The following is a 17,555-nucleotide window of genomic DNA, read 5'->3' as shown; positions in this document are numbered from 1 at the left end:
TGCACAAGTATGGTGCAGATCCTGGGGGTGCGCCAGTGCAGCGCGGGTGCTCTATCCCCGGGAGACGCTTGGTTCGAGAATGGCGAGTGTTTTTAACATATTGTTCTACATATTATTTTCAATGACGTTCGCCCTGAGGACGAAAAAAAGGGCGGAATAACCGCCCTGGAAGCCACTTGAGGAGGAGTGATCACATGACCATGATCAGTATTTATGTAGCAGGAAGCGTGCCATATTCGATGCAGCCTTTCAGCTCGATGCCATGGGCCGCGCCATGCGTAGGTCCAGGGTATGGGGATAGTCAGGTTGATCTTCCGCATGGGGGGGCAGCCAAGCGTGCTCACCGCTGCCGGTTGGCACGAAAAGGCTCTCGCCCTGACCCTGCAGGATCGGCTCCGGTTGCGGACCCTGACTGTGGCCGGTCGTGGTGAAGCGGCTCTGGCGCCGCGCCTCCGCTTCCCAGGCATTGACCGGGAAGGCCTCCGGATTGCGCCCGCCGGGATGCATGACGTGGTAGCTGCAACCGCCTACGCTACTTCCGTTCCAGGTGTCGATCAGGTCGAAAGTCAACGGCGTATGCACCGGAATGGTGGGGTGCAGCGCGGATGGCGGTTGCCAGGCGCGGTAGCGTACCCCGGCCACCTGCGCTTCGTGCGCACGAGTGGCCTGCAGTGGCACCCGTCGTCCGTTGCAGGCGAGCACATGGCGCCCCGGAGTCATGCCCGTTACCCGTACCTGCAGCCGTTCGACCGAGGAGTCCACATAGCGCGCCGTGCCGCTACCCGTCATCTCTTCGCCGAGAACGTGCCAGGGTTCGATGGCGGCGCGCAACTCGATGTCGATCTCGCCGATCCGGATGTGACCGTATCGTGGAAAGCGAAACTCGGAGAAGGGCGCCAGCCAGTCGAGTTGGAAGGGAATGTCGTGTTCCTGCAGGTCCGCGCAAATTTCGCGCAGATCTTCCCAGATATAATGGGGTAGCATGAAGCGATCGTGGAGGGTGGTGCCCCAGCGCACCAGTTCATGGCGATAGGGGGTTTCCCAGAATCGCAGCAAGAGGCTGCGCACCAGCAGTTGCTGCGCAAGGCTCATGCGGGCGTGGGGCGGCATCTCGAAGGCCCGTAGTTCCACCAGTCCCTGCCTGCCGGCGGCCCCGGCCGGCGAATAGAGCTTGTCGATGCAGATTTCGGCGCGGTGGGTGTTGCCGGTGATGTCCACCAGCAGATTGCGGAAGAGACGGTCCACCAGCCATGGCTGCGGCACGATGCCGGGCGGCACCTGAGCAAAAGCGATCTCCAGCTCGTAAAGGGCCTCATGGCGCGCCTCATCCACCCGCGGCGACTGACTGGTGGGGCCGATAAACATGCCGCTGAAAAAGTAGGACAGGGCCGGGTGGTGCTGCCAGTAGGTGATGAGGCTCTGCAGCAGATCGGGGCGGCGCAAAAAGGGACTGTCGCCGGGGGTGGCGGCGCCGAGTGTCATGTGATTGCCGCCGCCAGTTCCGGTATGGCGCCCGTCCAGCATGAATTTTTCGGCGGTCAGCCGGCAGGCGTGGGCGTCATCATAGAGGGCCGTGGTCTTTTCCACCATCTCCTGCCAGTGCGTGGAAGGATGGATATTGACTTCGATGACCCCGGGATCGGGGGTGACGAGCAGCTTCTCCACCCGTGGATCGCTGGGCGGCGCATAACCCTCGATGACCACCGGCATATGGAGTTCGGTGGCGCTGTGTTCGACCGCGCTGAGCAGGTACAGATAGTGTTCCGTCACCTGCAAGGGCGGAAAGAAGCAGTACAGGCAGCCTTTGCGGATTTCCAGGGTGACTGCGGTATGGGGGATCTCCTCCCAGCGTTGCTGGTCCGCCGTGGACGATGGCTGCGCTTCAGGGACATGGCTGTAGCGCGCGGCGATATCGCCGTGGATATCCGGCAATGGCTGCATCGGCGCGAAGGGGTCAGGGTCCGGCTGCCATTTTTTATGGGCTTCGACGACCCAGGGCAGGCTGTCGAGGGGCAGACGCATGCCCAGCGGGGAGTCGCCAGGCAGCAGAACCAGCCGCCCGCCCCGGAAACTCCACGGCGCCGAGTACCAGCGCTGCTGTTTCCATTCCCAGGCGAGGGGCAGCACCCAGCCCACCGGCTGATCGAGTCCCGCCTGCAATTTGCCGATCAGCGCCTGGCGTTCCAGCGGGTCGTCGAGGCGATGGGTGCTGAGATCGATATTGATCGGAGTGCGGCCCTCCTGATGCAGAATATGCCAGGCATCCTCGTAAGCGGGCAGCAGACGGTCACTGTCGAGTTGCAGATAGCGGGTCAGGGTACAGGCGAAATTGTGGATGTCATCGGCCTGCCAGCCGTAGTCGTGCAATGGATCGGCGAGCAGTCGGGGATCGCCCCACAGGGGGATACCATCCTTGCGCCAGTATAGACCGAGCGCCCAACGCGGCAGCGGTTCACCGGGATACCATTTGCCCTCACCCGTGTGCAGCAGTGCGCCGGGCGCGAAGCGCTGGCCGAGGCGACGCACCAGCGTTTCGGCGCGTTCCCGCTTGTGGTCGCCAAGGGCGTCCTGATTCCATTCGGCGGCATCCACTCCTTCCGTGGCCACGAAGGTGGGCTCGCCGCCCATGGTGAGGCGCATGTCGGCGGCCTGAAAACGCTTGTCCAGCGCATCGCCCAGGCCCATGATCTGTTCCCATTGCCCGTCGGTGTACGGCTTGGTGACGCGAGGCGTTTCCAGCAGGCGGGTCACGGTGTTGGCGAAGTGAAACTCGGCCTTGCAGGCACCGGTGGCGCCGGTAATGGGGGCCGCGCTTTGATAATGCGGGGTACAGGCGAGCGGGATGTGGCCCTCTCCGGCAAACAGTCCGGAGGTCGGGTCGAGACCGATCCAGCCGGCGCCGGGGACGTAAACTTCTGCCCAGGCATGGAGATCAGTGAAATCGCTGGCGGGGCCTGCGGGTCCGTCCAGGGGCGCCTGATCGGCTACCAGTTGCACCAGATAGCCGGACACGAAGCGCGCTGCGAGGCCCATGTGGCGGAGCACCTGCACCAGCAGCCAGGCACTGTCGCGGCAGGAGCCACTGGCCTTTTCCAGGGTCTCCTCCGGTGTCTGCACCCCGGCCTCCATGCGCAGGGTATAGCCGATCTGTCCCTGCAGGCGTTGATTGATGGCCACGAGAAAATCCACGGTACGCTGGCGCTGGCGGCGGATATCGAGTAGAAAACGCCGTAGCAACGGGCCGGCCTCTTCCTCTTCCAGGTAGGGTGCGAGTTCCTTGCGGAGAATGGGGTCATAGGCGAAGGGCCAGTGTTCGGCCTCAGGTTCGATGAAGAAATCAAAGGGGTCAATCACGGTCAGATCGGCGATGACCTCTACCTCCACCTTCAGCGAGCGCGCACGCTCGGGAAAGACCAGGCGCCCCTGGTAGTTGCCGAATGGGTCCTGTTGCCAGTTGAGAAAATGCTTGCCCGGTTCGACATGGAGGGAGTAGGCCAGGATCGGGGTGCGACAATGGGGCGCGGGGCGCAGGCGCAGCACATGGGGGTGGATTTCCACCAGCCGGTCGAAGTCATACTCGGTCTGGTGGCGCAGTACGACATGGATGCCCATGATGATTTCCTCCGAAGTGGGTGGGGCCGCGTCTGCGGTCAGGCTTGCGCGGCATTCAGGAGCAGCCCGCTCGGCACTCCGCCGAAACCGGTATCATCCCGGGCAAAATAGGTGTCGTGAATCGTGCGGTGCACCATGGCGAGATCTTTCTGTGCCTGATCCAGGTACTCGTGGAGCAGGTCCGGGCGCAAATTCGCCAGTTTCAGGACATCCAGACGCCGCCGCGCGCGGCGCACGGCCTCGGCGGGGATGCCCGCGTTGGGCAGATAGGCGAGCGCCACCTCCATCTCCCCCAGGGAGTACTTCATGCTGCGCGGAAACTTGTTATCCTTGAGCAGGTAGTCTACCACCTGATTGCTGCGCACCTGTACCGAGACATGACGGCGGTACATCTCAAAGGCGCTGAGCGCACGCAATACGCCCAGCCAGAGGCTGCTGGTGGTCGTTTTCTGTAGCCCCTGGTCCTGGGGCAGAATCACGGCGCTGGTCACGTCGACGATGCGGGTGGTCATGTCGGCGCGTTCCATGTTGCGGCCCAGCTTGATGAACTGGTAGACGTTGTCCTGGCTCATGCTGCTGATGAGCAGCCCAACCAGGGCGTGGCGTCGGGAAATGACCTCGCTGAGAAAGGCATAACGTGCATGACGGCTGTCTGAACTGGTGTCGGCATGTTCGCGGACGAAGAGGAAAAGGGTGTTCAGGCGCTCCCAGAACTCGGCGGGAAGCAGGTCGCGGAAGGTGCGGCAATTCTCCCGGGCCTGATGGATGGCGGCCATCACCGAGTTGGGGTTGCGCTCGTCGGCAATGAGAAACCGCATGATGCGGCCTTCCTCCGGCGTGCCGTAGTGTTCCGTGTAGAGTTTGGCGTCGCCCGTCACCTGCAAGAGAATGTCCCAGCCGAACTCGGCGCCCTGGGGCAGGTCGAGCAGCAGCAGTGTGGTGGCGTTGATCAGTCTGGCCATGTCTTCGGTCCGCTCCAGATAGCGGGCCATCCAGTACAGGTTTTCAGCTACGCGCGAAAGCATGGGGCCTCCTCATCGACAATCCAGGTGTCTTTGCTGCCGCCGCCCTGGGAGCTGTTCACCACCAGCGACCCCGGTTGCATGGCCACCCGGGTCAGGCCGCCGGTGGTCACATACAGCTTGTCCGCCTGCAGGATAAAGGGGCGCAGGTCGAGATGGCGGGCTTCCAGATGGTCTTCCACCAGGGTTGGCGCGGTGGAAAGATTCAGGGTGGGCTGGGCGATATAATTACGCGGGTTAGCGGTGATCAGTTCCGCAAAGCGCCCACGCTCTTCGGATGTGGCGCGCGGTCCGATGAGCATGCCGTAACCGCCTGACTCGTTGGCCGGTTTGACCACCAGTTCGTGCAGGTGACTCAGTACATAATCGCGGTCTGCGTCACGCATGCACAAGTAGGTCGGCACGTTGGGCAGGATGGGTTCGGCGCCCAGATAGTAGCGGATGATATCGGGCACGAAGGCGTATACCACCTTGTCATCGGCGACCCCGGCACCGGGGGCGTTGGCAATGGCGACCGTGCCGCGTCGCCAGGCGCGCAGCAATCCGGGAATACCCAGAACGGAATCGGAGAGGAAGACCTCGGGGTCCATATATTCGTCGTCGATGCGGCGGTAGATCACATCCACCCGCTGCGGACCGGAGATGGTCCGGAGATAAACGATATCGTCCCTGCTGACGAAGAAATCCGCGCCCTCCGCCAGATATGCCCCCATTTGCTGCGCCAGATAACTGTGCTCGAAGTAGGCCGAGTTGTAGATGCCCGGGGTAAGCACGGCGACCACGGGCCGTTCACCCTCGCGTGGCGACAGCGCGGCCAAGGTGTCGTAGAGCCGGTTGGGGTAGTCGTCCACGGGCAGGATCGTGGAGGACTTGAATAGTTCAGGAAAGAGCCGCTTCATGATCTGTCGATTTTCCAGCATGTAGGAGACGCCGGAGGGAACCCGCAGGTTGTCCTCCAGAACATAGATCGTGCCGTCCGCATCGCGGACCAGATCGCTCCCACAGATGTGGGCCCAGACTCCGAAAGGTGGACGCACGCCGCGACAGGCCTCCCGGAAATTACGGGAACTGGCCAGGACCTCGGCCGGGAAAACACCGTCCACAACGATACGCTGTGCGTTATAGATGTCGTCGATAAAGAGGTTGAGGGCTTGTAAACGCTGCTTGAGCCCTTCTTCGATGCGCACCCATTCTCGCCGGGAGAGAATGCGGGGGATGATATCAAAGGGCCAGGCGCGGTCGATATCGCCTGCCTCGCTGTACACCGTGAAGGTGATACCCATGGCGAGGATCGCGGCATCGGCGGCCTGTCGGCGGGCACGCAGTTCACTACCGTCCAGGGTGCTGAGGTAGTCAAACAGGGGGGCTGCGGGCAGACGTGGCACCCCACCTTCGCCTACCAGTTCATCGTAACTCTTCTGCTGTTGATAATGCTTGCTCAGCCAATCCATAAACCAGTTCTCCTCTTCGCGTGATGCACGCTCACGCTTCTGAATATGGCGGTGAGACGACGTCCTCGTTCCGGTGCCGGATCGGGCTGTGCTGTGGTCGCTGGGATGATATCAGCAAAGATTATGCCAGATGCCGGCTGGGCGATCGCCTCGTTCTCCGGTCACCAACCATCACATTTCCCGCAGTTCGTGGTCCTTGGATGCCGGTTGCACCCGAATGGCGGATTTCCGGCGGGACCGTGCCGCAGTCAAGAAGAGATATGCACCAATACGGTGCGCTTGGCTCAGCCGTAGTGCAGGGCTGATTTCGTCCGTTAACGGACGCCGTTTTCTGTCGTTTCCGTGGGACTCGTGGCCGCACTTTCCCAGGCAAAGCGCGGCAGGTCATCCAGCGCCCGTAGCAACCCCTGGCTCCAGCGTTCACCGATGCTGCGGTAAAAAGGATCTTCTTCGGAAAAGGTCAGGTAGCGCCCCGCCTGCAGGCTGTTGGCGTGGTAAATGAGCAGTTCCACCGGAGGGCCTACCGTGACATTGCTGCGCATGGTGGAATTCATGGAGACCAGCGCACAGCGTGCTGCAGCCTCCAGCGAGAGGTCGGGCCTGACTACGCGGTCCAGGATCGGTTTGCCGTACTTGATTTCGCCGATTTGCAGAAAGGGATGGTCCGATGATTCATGGATGTAGTTGCCTTGTGGATAGATCATGTAGGTGGCTGGCATTTCTGCCCCGATCTGCCCGCCGAGTATGAAGGTCGCCTCAAAATTGGTGTTGGCGGTATCACGGTTGGCCTGGTTGCGCTGCACCTCGGCATTGATGAGGCCGACATAATCCGCCGCCTCTGCCATGCTGGTCAGATTGAGCAGATGGGTTTCGGCGTCCTGATCGATATCTTGCTGCATCCGCTTGACCACGCCCTGGGTGGTCGCCAGATTGCCCGCTGAAAGCAGGCAGAGAAAACGATCCCCGGGCCAGCAGAAGTGATGCATTTTCGAGTAGATGCTGACATTGTCGGTGCCCGCGTTGGTCCGCGAGTCGGAGCAGAAAATCAGACCCCCGGTGACGTGGGTGGTGAGGCAATAGGTCATGGAGTGTTCCTGTGAGCCCGACGACATGGATGGATGATAGTCGCTGAAAATACCGTCCTTGGGAAGCGCGACCAAAAGGTCGGCCGCCAGTGGCGCTAGGCGCCTCGTCCGAAATGCACTATTATGGTGCATCATATGCGTCTGCAACCGGCTGCCGCACGATAAGGGTATGCCTGGTGTTTGCGCCGGGGATGCAGAAGTATGTCCATGGTATGCCGGGGTGCAGGGGCTGCGTTCCTGATGGTCTGGTGCGCTTTTTGCTTTACTGAGCACGGAGCCTGTTTGGTGAATCATAAAATCGGAGCTTGCATGGCGCGCCGCAAAAACATAGCCACCCTGCCCACGGAGAATATGGTGCTGGACGCCCTGGAATCAGCGGTACTGATTCTGGGAGCGGGTTACCACATCCGGTATATGAATCCCGCCGCCGAGAATCTGCTGCGCATCAGCCAGCACCAGGCATTGGGACAATATTTGCCGGCGCTATGCAGTGTCGTTGGCGAAGAGCGATTTGCCACACTTTTTGCGGATACCATTGCGGCGAATGCGGCGACTCTGCGTAGAGCCCTGCCCCTGGCGCTGAGTGAGGGCGGCGGCGCCGTGGTGGATTTGGTGGTGACACCGGCACCAACCGACGGCCTCATTATCGAAATGCGGCCCATGGAACTGCCGGCGCGGCACGCCGAGGAGGAAATGCAGGACCGCATTTACGGCGCAGCGCAGGAGATGCTGCGCGGCCTCGCCCACGAAATTAAAAACCCCCTCGGTGGTTTGCGTGGCGCTGCGCAGCTCCTGGATCGTGAGTTGCAACGTCCGGAACTGAAAGATTACATCCGCGTCATTCTCCATGAGGTGGATCGCCTGCATCATCTGGTGGATCGCCTCCAGGGGCCCCGTAGCCGCCCAGTTTTTGCCGAGGTGAATATCCATCAGGTGCTGGAGCACGTGCGTCACCTGCTGAATGCGGAATTGCCCACCGGTATTGCCGTGCGTTTCGACTACGACCCCTCCATTCCCGACCTTATGGCGGATCAGGAGCAACTGGTGCAGGTTTTTCTGAATCTGATGCGCAATGCCCAACAGGCGCTGGACCGCCACGGTGCAATCCTGATCCGTACCCGGGTCGAACGCTACGTTACCCTGCTGCACCACAAGTTCCGCCTGGCGCTGCGTGTGGATGTCGTCGACAACGGCCCGGGAATCTCCCCGGACCTGCTGCCACGGATCTTTTTGCCCCTGGTCACCAGTCGTGCCGAGGGTATGGGAATGGGGCTCGCCATCGCACAGGGACTGGTGCGTGGGCATGGCGGCGTGGTCCACTGCCATTCAGAACCTGGAGAAACGGTATTTTCCGTTTCCCTGCCCCTGTCACCGCACCGGGAGGCATCCGCATGACACAGGTCTGGATTATCGATGACGATCCTTCCATTCGCTGGGTTTTAGAGAAGGCGTTGACTCAGGCCGATATCCTGGTGCGCAGCTTTGCAGACGCCGACAGCGCGCTGCGGGCCCTGGGGCGTGAGCAGCCGGGCGCCGTTGTCACCGATCTGCGCATGCCCGGCCTGGACGGATTGGCGTTTCTGCGCGAAGTTCAGTCGCGCTGGCCAAAACTGCCGGTGATCGTGATGACGGCGCACTCTGATCTCGACAATGCCGTCGCCGCTTTTCAAAGTGGGGCCTTTGAGTATCTGCCCAAGCCGTTTGACATGGACGAGGCGGTTACGCTGGTGCGGCGCGCCCTCGGCAGTGGGGCGGGACCGAGTGCGGCGGGTGTTGAGGAGAGCGATCCGGCGGAAATGATCGGTGAGGCTCCGGCCATGCAGGAGGTGTTTCGTGCCATCGGGCGACTGTCGCGCTCACAGATCAATGTGCTGATTACCGGTGAATCGGGATCCGGCAAGGAGTTGGTGGCCAGTGCGCTGCACCGGCACAGCCCCCGTGCGCGCGGACCTTTCATCGCTATCAACACGGCGGCCATTCCCGCCGAGTTGCTGGAATCGGAACTTTTCGGCCATGAAAAGGGCGCTTTTACCGGGGCGGTGCAGACCCGGCAGGGTCGCTTCGAGCAGGCCTCCGGGGGAACCCTCTTTCTGGATGAAATCGGCGATATGCCGGCCGCCCTGCAAACGCGCCTGCTGCGGGTGCTTTCCGACGGTACTTTCTATCGGGTCGGTGGCCACGCGCCCCAGCGTGCGGACGTCCGCGTCCTCGCCGCGACCCACCAGAACCTCGAAGCCAAGGTGCGCGATGGCAGCTTCCGGGAAGATCTCTACCACCGTCTCAACGTCATCCATATCCATCTTCCGCCCATACGCGAGCGGCGGGAGGACATCCCGCGTCTGGCCCGCCATTTTCTCCGTCGTAGCGCGGAGCAACTGGATGTGGAGCGGCGAATATTGAGTCCGGAGGCGGAGACCGCCTTTATGAACTGGCATTGGCCCGGTAATGTGCGCCAATTGGAAAACGTCTGTCGCTGGATTACGGTGATGGCACCCACCCGCGAGGTCCAGGTGACGGATTTGCCGCCGGAAATGGCCGCGTCGCCGGCGTCCGCCATGATATCGGACCCGAACACCCAGGATTGGCGCCTGCTGCTGGGGGCGGTGGTACGGCAGCGCCTCGCTGGTGGTGAAGAAGCCTTGCTGGACAAAATTCAGCCGCTGTTCGAACGCTGTCTGCTGGAAGCGGCCCTGCAACATACCCGTGGCCATAAGCAGAGCGCCGCGCACAAACTCGGGTGGGGGCGCAATACGCTCACCCGCAAGCTGAAGGAGTTGGGCATGGCGGAGGATACGTAAAGCGTCGCTTCTGGCGAATCCCGGGCTTTCGACTAATACCCCCTTGTATGCGGGAATACAGGGACATGTTTGGTCGAACTCGAGGTGCCTATGCAAGGTGTAATGTTACTGTTGGAAATCGTTGTCGTCCTGCTGCTGCTGGTGGAGGTTTTCATCCGTTTACGGGCACGGCGCCGCCGTTTACAGAACAAAAGCAGCGCGCCAGTCTCCTCAGCAGCGCGTTCGGCACCCGCCACAGACGTGCGGCAGATGCGACCCGAAGTGTCCAGCGTAGATGCTGTTGCGCCACCCGTAACTACTACCGGTGGTGCCGAGCAGCAAGCGCTCAGCATCGACGATCTTCTCAACGAAGCGACCATTTACCTGGAGTATGGCCACTATGCGCAGGCCGCGACCGTGTTGCGCTGGTATGTGGATATCAATCCGCATGTGACCAAACCCATCAACATGCTCCTGGATGCCTATCTTGCCATGGCCGATATCGACAGCTATGCCGAGTTGCTCGAAAGTCTGGGAGAAAAGCCGGGGGCTGCCCCTATGGACGAATCCTGGTGGCAGGAACGGGTAAATACCGGCCTGAGTCAGGATCCCGGCAATCTTGAACTCCTCGTGCTTGCCGAGAAAGTGGGCATGGCCATCCCCCTTCCGCACGTGCGAACTCCGGATGCCGTCATGACGGCGGAGATGGCGCTGGCCCTGGTGTCCCGCAACCATGATCCGGCCTACGGCATGGCGATCCTGTGGCGGGCTATCGCCCATGAACCGCGGCGACTGCCGTTGTATGCCGAACTTCTGCGCATCACCTACCAGCAACGCCGTAGCGAGGATTATATCAATACCCTGATACTGCTCTTTCTGGCGGTGGGCAGTGGTGGCAAAACCTTGCGTGAACGCATGTTGCGGGTAGGTGAAGACCTCGGCCCGCACCCCCTGTGGGATACTCTTGCACATTGGAATGGCGACCCGGAAGTATTGAGACGATTGGCCAGATCACGCCACCTGGAGATCCCGGCCGGGTTGTCCGGCGCTGCGCATAAGGCGGACGACCGCGCTTGACAAGCTTGTGCCGCGCTAACGACAATCGCCTGCAATCAACGGCTCCGCACCATACCGGTGTGTGGCAGGTGCTGAGGCAGACAGCAGGGAGCAGCAAGGGCATGAATCTGGAGGAAGTCAACCGCCTCGTACGGGCCGATATGGTTGCGGTGAACAGCGTTATCCAGGAACAATTGCGTTCGGGGGTGCCGACCATTCCGGCCATGGGGACTTATCTGATCAACGCCGGTGGCAAAAGGCTGCGGCCTATTGTTCTGCTGCTCGCCGCACGTATGGGCGGTGAGCGTGGCCCGCGTCCGATCTCTCTGGCGGCTGTTGTCGAGTTTATCCACACCGCGACGCTGCTGCATGATGACGTAGTCGATGGTTCCGAACTGCGGCGCAGCAATGCGACTGCCAATCAACGCTGGGGCAACGCCGCCGCCGTCCTCGTCGGGGATTTTCTTTACGCCCGATCCTTCGAGATGATGGTACAGGACGGCGACATGCGTATCCTCGCCACCATGGCGGAGGCCACCAGCGTTATTGCCCAGGGAGAGGTTGCGCAACTGGAGAATGCCAACGATGCCGATCTGAGCCCTGAGGCGTACTTCGCGGTCATAGAAGCCAAGACTGCCAAGCTCTTCGAGGCCGCCGCCCGTATCGGGGCGCTGGTAAACCACCTGGATGCCGCTGCGGAGAATGCCTTGGCGCAATATGGCTCGCTGCTCGGCATCGCCTTTCAGTTGATGGATGACGCCTTGGATTATTCCACCAGTGCCGAGAAAATGGGTAAAAACCGCGGCGACGATCTCGCGGAAGGCAAGGCAACCCTGCCCTATATCCACGCCATGCAGCATGCTACGGCGGCGGAGCAGGCCATTCTGCGTGAAGCACTGTGCGGCAATGCGCCAGCCGTCTTTGGAACCGTCTGGGAAATCATTGCCAGAACGGGGTCAATTGATTACACTTTGCGCGTCGCGAAGGAAAAGGCGGATCAGGCCATTGCTTGCCTGTCCGGGTTCCCGGCAGGTGTGGAGAAGGAAGCCCTTGCTTTTTTGGCGGCATTTGCCGTGCGGCGTGATTTTTGATGTATGTCATCGGGGCGTGGCTCAGCCTGGTAGAGCGCCGCCTTCGGGAGGCGGATGTCGGAGGTTCGAATCCTCTCGCCCCGACCAATTGAGGAAAGGCCCGCATTGTCGGGCCTTTTTCACAAGGACTTGGCGATCGTCGAGTCGCTTTTTGTGGTGGATCCGCGGATGGCATGGCGCTGTCAGTCCGCACCACACGGGTACCTGTGCTTATGTTGAAGTGGCTGATTCTAACGGTGTTTGTGGCGCTGCTTTGGTATGGTCGGCAGCACCGCCGCCCCCGGGCGCCACGGATAGATCGGCTGGTGCGATGCGCGCGCTGCAACCGGCATCTGCCACTACAGGAAGCGGTCCGCCGGGCTGACGGCCATTACTGTTGCCCACAACATGCTGGAGACGATCAGTGAATCCTGCCGTACCCTCCTATCGGGCCGGGCTCTATGCGGCCTTTCCCCTGATCGCTTATTTTTTTTCCTGGTATTACAACGGTCAGATGATCCCCCTGCTGGCCGTCACCAGCATGGTTTTGATGGTCTGGGGTGCACTGGTCTGGTGGCCGCGCCTGGGGGAAGGACTGGCCTGGCCGCGCGGGTTTTTGCCGATCTTCATGCTGCTCTGGCTGCTGTGGTTTGGCCTGACCCTGTTCTGGAGCGGATCACCTTACACGAGCTGGTTCTACTTTTGGGTATTGGGTGCCCTGCCACTGACATTTCTCATCAGCGTGATGATTCCGGCGCCGGTCGCAGAACAGGCCTGGGTCTGGTTTTGGCGAGGGATCTTGCTGAGTGCCTGGATTCTGAGCGGTATGGCGCTCTGGCAGTATTACCACTGGATGGGGCAGGGCGTTGGGCTATCCGGCTTGCGGCCTTATGGTCCGCTGCTGGATACCAACAGTTTCGCGGCGTGGCTGAATCTCCTGTTTTTCCCCATTCTTGCCGTTTACCTCATCGACGATGAGAAACGCGGTACGCGCTTTGGGGCGCTTCAGCTAAACATGGCCGGGTTATTTTATCTCACCACGCTTACCGTAATCCTGCTCGCGTTTTTTTCCACGAATAGCCGGGGTGGGTTGCTGGCGTGGATATGTACGATGCCTTTTGTTTTCTGGGGGTTTGGAAGGCGCCCGGGCGGCTGGGCGCGTATGGCGGTGATAACGGCGGTGGCGTTGATCAGCTTTTCCCTGCTGGGTTATCCCCAGGGCTATGACCTTCTGGGACATCTGGCGCCAGGCTTCATTACCCATAACATTTCTACGGTTTCCCGCGGGTTGATGTGGGTGGCGACCTGGCATATGTTTCTCAGCCATCCCTGGCTGGGTACCGGCCTCGGGTCATATTTTCTGAATTACCCTGCCTATCGTCTGCCCGGCGAATTGGCGTCGGCGGGTACTTACGCCCACAATGATTACCTGGAATATCTGGCCGAGGGAGGGCTCATCAATCTGGGTGTTCTCCTCGGCTTTGCCGCGACCCTGATGTACGCCCTGTACCGTCTGCTTTACCGCGCGGGCAAGGTCTTGCAGGTGCCGGATGAACGCCGCTTGCAGGCCCTGGGTCTGGTACTCGGGGTTTTCGCCGTTACCGGCCATGCCCTGGGGAATTTCATTTTCTACAATCTACCCCTGAGCCTGCTGTCTGGCCTCTTTCTGGCACGTGCCTGGCGGTTCTACGGTGTCCAGACCGAGACTGCGCCCTTGCTACCACGGATCGGCATTAACCATGGATTCATCGCGCAAGCGCTCCTGGTGCTGGCGGTGGTGGCGGCTTCCTGGAACCTCGCCGCCGATGGCGCGACTTTCGCCCTGCTGAGCGAAAACGGCTGGCTCAACCGGTTGATCCCCAACGCGAACCAGCGTGCCGTGCTTCTACTCAAGGCGGCGGATGTGCTGACGCTGGTACGACCGTTGGCGACCCAACCCCATGTGTATCTGGCCAACACCTATCTCAGTCTCGCAGAGCGCGGAAAGCAGCCGGATATTGCCCAACGCCGTTCCTTGGTAAAGGCGGCGCTCAGTCAATATCGCCAGAGTCTGGTGGGAATTCCCCAGCAGTCGGGCGTGTGGAATTCCATCGGTACGCTCTATCTGGAGCAGGGCGCCCTGCTCGGCCTCGATAAGGCGCAGCAGGACCGGTTGGCGCTGCTGGCCTGGCGTAAAGGCCTGGCGATCAATCCCGAAAGTGTCGGCCTGCGCAACAAAATCGCCCAACTGGCCTATGTGGATCAGGGGCACATCGGGGAGGGTATAGCCTTTTTATCTGCCGGGTTACAGCGGCCGCTGTTTTCTTACCCGCGCAGTAATCTGCAGATGGAAATCGCCCTCACCCAGTGGCGGGCAGGCGAAAAACGTGCGACGGAAGCCACCCTGTTGCAATTGTTGCGCGCGAATCCGGCCTATACCCCGGCTGTTTCCTGGCTGCAATCCATTCATCGCCAGACTGCGAAGGAGGCGGCAATAGCGCACTGAGTATGGATATCCCGACCAGCATCTTTGCGGCTTGTGACGTTCGTGGGGCGGAGAACCGCGAACCGCCGGAGGCGCTCATTCTAAGTCCTGCCGGCGTGCCCTTGCCTTTCCATAGGGACGCCCGGGGAATACCGCTGAGGGGCTGGGCATGCCGTCGGAACGCTTAAGCCTGCAACGCATCCTGCCGCGCTGGCGGGCGATACTGCTCCTTGCCGTCATTCTTCTGGGGCTGGTGGTGGTGCTGGCGCGGGATACGGAACTGCAATGGCGGCAAGCCCACGAGCTGCGTGTTCAGGGGCGCATGCGCTATCTGCAGTCGCGGCCTTTGCCCGCTGCCCGTGGCGTGATCTACGGTAGCAACGGTGATGCGTTGGCGGTAAATGTGCCGGCCGTGACCATCTGGACGGATCCGCGCATCTTCAATGCCCACCGTAAGGACTGGAACAAGGTGGCGCAGGCTCTGAATCTCAGTCCCGACGAGCTGACGGCGCGGGTCCGGTCCGGTGGATCCGGCTTCGCCTATATCCTGCGTCAGGTGCCGCCGCAACTGGGGCGCACACTCGATGCCCTCCATGTGCCCGGTATCTATGTCCAGAAGACCAGTCGCACTTATTATCCGTTGGGGGCGGTAACCACACCGCTGCTAGGCTTGGTACATCTCGATCACCAGGGCGCTGCCGGCCTGGAGATGGGCTATAACTCCTGGCTGTCGGGCAAGGCGGGCCGTGAGAAGGTGCTGGTAGACGGGCAGGGCGAAGTGCTCCACCTCCTCGGTGCGCGGCAGGCGCCGGTACCCGGCCACGACCTGCACCTGACCATCAACCCTCAGATTCAGTACTGGGCCTACATGACGTTGCTGGCTGCGCAACAACATTTCGGCGCCACCGAAGGCTCGGCGGTGGTAATGAATGTGCAAACCGGACAGATTCTCGCCATGGCGAGCGTGCCGTCCTGTAATCCCAATGCGCGCGGTAGTTGCGGCGATCCTATGGATTATGTCAATAACGCCGTGCACCAGGCTTTCGAGCCCGGTTCGGTAATGAAGCCATTTATGGTGGCGGCCGCCCTTGAAACGGGCAGTATCCAGCCGGACCAGCGCTTTAACGTCTCCCACTGCCTGCCCGTGGGCGGGTTCTGTATTCGCGACGATGTGGTACACCATGAACTGAACGTGGCGCATATTCTCAAATACTCCAGCGACATCGGCGCCGCCAAGATTGCCCTGCGAACACCTGCCCAGGCCATCTACGACATGTATCGGGCGGCGGGTTATGGCAAGGAGCCGGATCTGGGTTTTGCAGGTGGAACCGGTGGTGTGCTGCCTCCGCCCCAGACCTGGGACAAGGCGCGCCATGCCACCATAGCGCTGGGCTACGGCGTGTCGGTGACGACCCTGCAACTGGCGGAAGGTTATGCGGCCATCGCCAACGGGGGTTATCACGTCGCTCCGACGCTGATCGCCGGCCAGCCCACGCAGCGCGTGCGCATCATGCCCGCCGCCATCGCGGCGCACCTGCGGCACTGGCTGGAAGGAGTCTGCGCTGCCAACGGTACGGGCATCCTCGCAGCGATCCCCGGTTATGCAGTGGCGGGCAAGACGGGCACTGCCAACCTGGCCAACGGAAAAGACGGGTTTTTGAAGAACAAGACCAATGCGACGTTTGTCGGATTTGCACCTGGTTTTGCACCGAAACTGGTCATGGCGGTAACCTTGCGCGGAAGTACCCGCTACTGGAACTTCGGTGGCGTGGAGTCGGCCCCCGTGTTCCGGGTGACCATGCGCCACGCCCTGGAAGAGCTGAACATTGCACCACGCTGGTGCGGAGGCAAGGCCTGTGCCTCCAAGGAGAACCATATCACGGCCACCCAGGCGGAAATCTGGGCGGAAGGAGGCGGCAATTGAGCAGGCTGGACAAATGGGTCGCGGGAGTACTTACGGCAGGTATTGTGGCGATCCTGCTGGGGATCTTGACGACGGCGGTGTTTACCCGCATCCCTGTGGCGCACATCTATGTGAACGAGGCCGGGGCGCGCGCCATTATTGTCGGAGGGCATCAGGCAGTGGCCGCGCCCGACTGGCCGGGAACCTATTTGGTGACCCCGCGCTTCGCCGACACGGCCTTCTGGCCCAACGCCACCCTGGATTTCCAAAATGGGGCTCCGGTCACCCTGCCGCGCCGGGATATCGTGCTTTGGGTGTACCGTGGCTGAACCACGTGACTGGTTGCGCTGGCTGCGCGAGCTGCTCAAAGGCGCGGGTATGGTACTGCTGGTACTGCTGGCGGTGCTGGTACTGCTGGCCTTGGATGGTCTGCTGCTGATTCCGGGGCTGATCATCGCCTATGGGATAACCGGAATGGCCTGGCACTGGCAGGGTTTCGTTCCCGACCCCCAGGCGCCCCCCGGACCCTGGGTCAGCATGGCCGCGGGCCTGGTCGCGACCCTGTTCCTGGCGGTAGTCGACGGCGTGGCCCTGCATTTTTTGCTGCGCGACAAGGGGCAGGGCACACCAAATTCTTCTTCCTAAAAGTCGGCAGCCCGGGCGGCCTTTTCTTCCAGCGCCTCCCAGCGCCCATACGCTTTCGTTAAAGATGCACTGACGACATCGGCGCGGGCCTGCACCTCGCGCAAGCGCTCCGGGTTCTGGTAGGTTTCCGGCAGGGCCAGCGTGGCGGCGATTTCACCCTCTTCTTTCTCCAGCGCCTCGATCTGCGCCGGCAGGGCGGCGAGTTCCTGGTTTTCCTTGTAGCTCATGGCGGATTTTCTGCCCTTGCCGCCATCCCGCTTGCCGGAACCCTTGCCGCCGCCACCTTCTACCGATTTTGCCGTGCGCTGCGACTCCATCTGCCAACGCAGCCAGTCCTCGTAGCCGCCCGCATTCTGGCTGATCTGGCCGTCTTCCCCGAAGGCGATCACCTGGGTGACCACGTTATCGAGAAAGTCTCGGTCATGGGATACCAGGAAGATCGTGCCGGCGTAACTCTGTAAACGTTCTTC

The 17,555-nt window shown here is 61.3% G+C and carries 13 protein-coding genes and 1 tRNA gene; 9 read left to right on the top strand and 5 right to left on the bottom strand.

Going from position 1 to position 17,555, the window contains the following annotated elements; translation table 11 throughout:
- Positions 1–249: 249 nt before the first annotated feature.
- From F6A13_RS13655 to F6A13_RS13640, 4 genes are all read right to left on the bottom strand, one after another.
- Entirely contained in the window at positions 250–3,612 is a 3,363-nt protein-coding gene (locus F6A13_RS13655) for a DUF2126 domain-containing protein (protein ID WP_126604424.1), read from the bottom strand.
- Positions 3,613–3,650: 38 nt separating this feature from the next.
- A complete protein-coding gene (locus tag F6A13_RS13650; protein WP_113527552.1) occupies positions 3,651–4,637 on the bottom strand; it encodes an alpha-E domain-containing protein in 987 nt (328 codons plus the stop codon).
- Complete coding sequence (locus F6A13_RS13645; RefSeq protein WP_113527551.1) at positions 4,622–6,085, bottom strand: circularly permuted type 2 ATP-grasp protein; 1,464 nt, start codon at positions 6,083–6,085, stop codon at positions 4,622–4,624. Before F6A13_RS13645 ends, F6A13_RS13650 begins: the two co-directional genes overlap by 16 nt.
- A gap of 314 nt (positions 6,086–6,399) precedes the next feature.
- Positions 6,400–7,170: a peptidase gene (locus tag F6A13_RS13640; protein ID WP_126604423.1), complete on the bottom strand. Its 771-nt coding sequence runs from the start codon at positions 7,168–7,170 to the stop codon at positions 6,400–6,402.
- 309 nt (positions 7,171–7,479) lie between these two features.
- On the opposite strand from F6A13_RS13640, the gene glnL reads away from it, so the two are divergent.
- The 9 genes from glnL (at position 7,480) to F6A13_RS13590 (ending at position 17,085) form a co-directional block, all read left to right on the top strand.
- Positions 7,480–8,565 (top strand): nitrogen regulation protein NR(II), encoded by a 1,086-nt coding sequence (gene glnL / locus F6A13_RS13635; RefSeq protein ID WP_113527549.1) that lies wholly within the window; start codon positions 7,480–7,482, stop codon positions 8,563–8,565.
- On the top strand, positions 8,562–9,968 hold the full coding sequence (ntrC, locus tag F6A13_RS13630) for a nitrogen regulation protein NR(I) (RefSeq protein WP_113527548.1): 1,407 nt from the start codon (positions 8,562–8,564) through the stop codon (positions 9,966–9,968). The genes glnL and ntrC overlap by 4 nt, the downstream gene beginning before the upstream one ends.
- Before the next feature lie 102 nt (positions 9,969–10,070).
- The gene (locus tag F6A13_RS13625; protein ID WP_225981849.1) at positions 10,071–11,024 is read left to right on the top strand and encodes a tetratricopeptide repeat protein; all 954 of its coding nucleotides are present in this window, start codon (positions 10,071–10,073) and stop codon (positions 11,022–11,024) included.
- Between the two features lie 101 nt (positions 11,025–11,125).
- Positions 11,126–12,094, top strand: coding sequence for a polyprenyl synthetase family protein (locus F6A13_RS13620; protein ID WP_113527547.1), 969 nt, complete (start codon positions 11,126–11,128; stop codon positions 12,092–12,094).
- Positions 12,095–12,104: 10 nt separating this feature from the next.
- Positions 12,105–12,181, top strand: a tRNA-Pro gene (locus F6A13_RS13615).
- A 316-nt stretch (positions 12,182–12,497) separates the two neighbouring features.
- Entirely contained in the window at positions 12,498–14,558 is a 2,061-nt protein-coding gene (locus F6A13_RS13605; protein ID WP_126604422.1) for an O-antigen ligase family protein, read from the top strand.
- Positions 14,559–14,706: 148 nt separating this feature from the next.
- A complete protein-coding gene (locus tag F6A13_RS13600) occupies positions 14,707–16,461 on the top strand; it encodes a peptidoglycan D,D-transpeptidase FtsI family protein (protein WP_113527545.1) in 1,755 nt (584 codons plus the stop codon).
- Complete coding sequence (locus F6A13_RS13595; RefSeq protein WP_113527544.1) at positions 16,458–16,769, top strand: hypothetical protein; 312 nt, start codon at positions 16,458–16,460, stop codon at positions 16,767–16,769. The genes F6A13_RS13600 and F6A13_RS13595 overlap by 4 nt, the downstream gene beginning before the upstream one ends.
- The gene (locus F6A13_RS13590; RefSeq protein WP_172959333.1) at positions 16,762–17,085 is read left to right on the top strand and encodes a hypothetical protein; all 324 of its coding nucleotides are present in this window, start codon (positions 16,762–16,764) and stop codon (positions 17,083–17,085) included. The genes F6A13_RS13595 and F6A13_RS13590 overlap by 8 nt, the downstream gene beginning before the upstream one ends.
- Here F6A13_RS13590 and F6A13_RS16050 read toward each other — a convergent pair.
- Entirely contained in the window at positions 17,082–17,312 is a 231-nt protein-coding gene (locus F6A13_RS16050) for an ABC transporter C-terminal domain-containing protein (protein WP_404813022.1), read from the bottom strand. The genes F6A13_RS13590 and F6A13_RS16050 overlap by 4 nt on opposite strands.
- Positions 17,313–17,555 lie beyond the last annotated feature (243 nt).

The sequence above is a fragment of the Acidithiobacillus sp. 'AMD consortium' genome (assembly GCF_008926505.1).
Classification (GTDB): domain Bacteria; phylum Pseudomonadota; class Gammaproteobacteria; order Acidithiobacillales; family Acidithiobacillaceae; genus Acidithiobacillus; species Acidithiobacillus ferridurans.
This window is presented reverse-complemented; position numbering and strand designations above follow the sequence as displayed.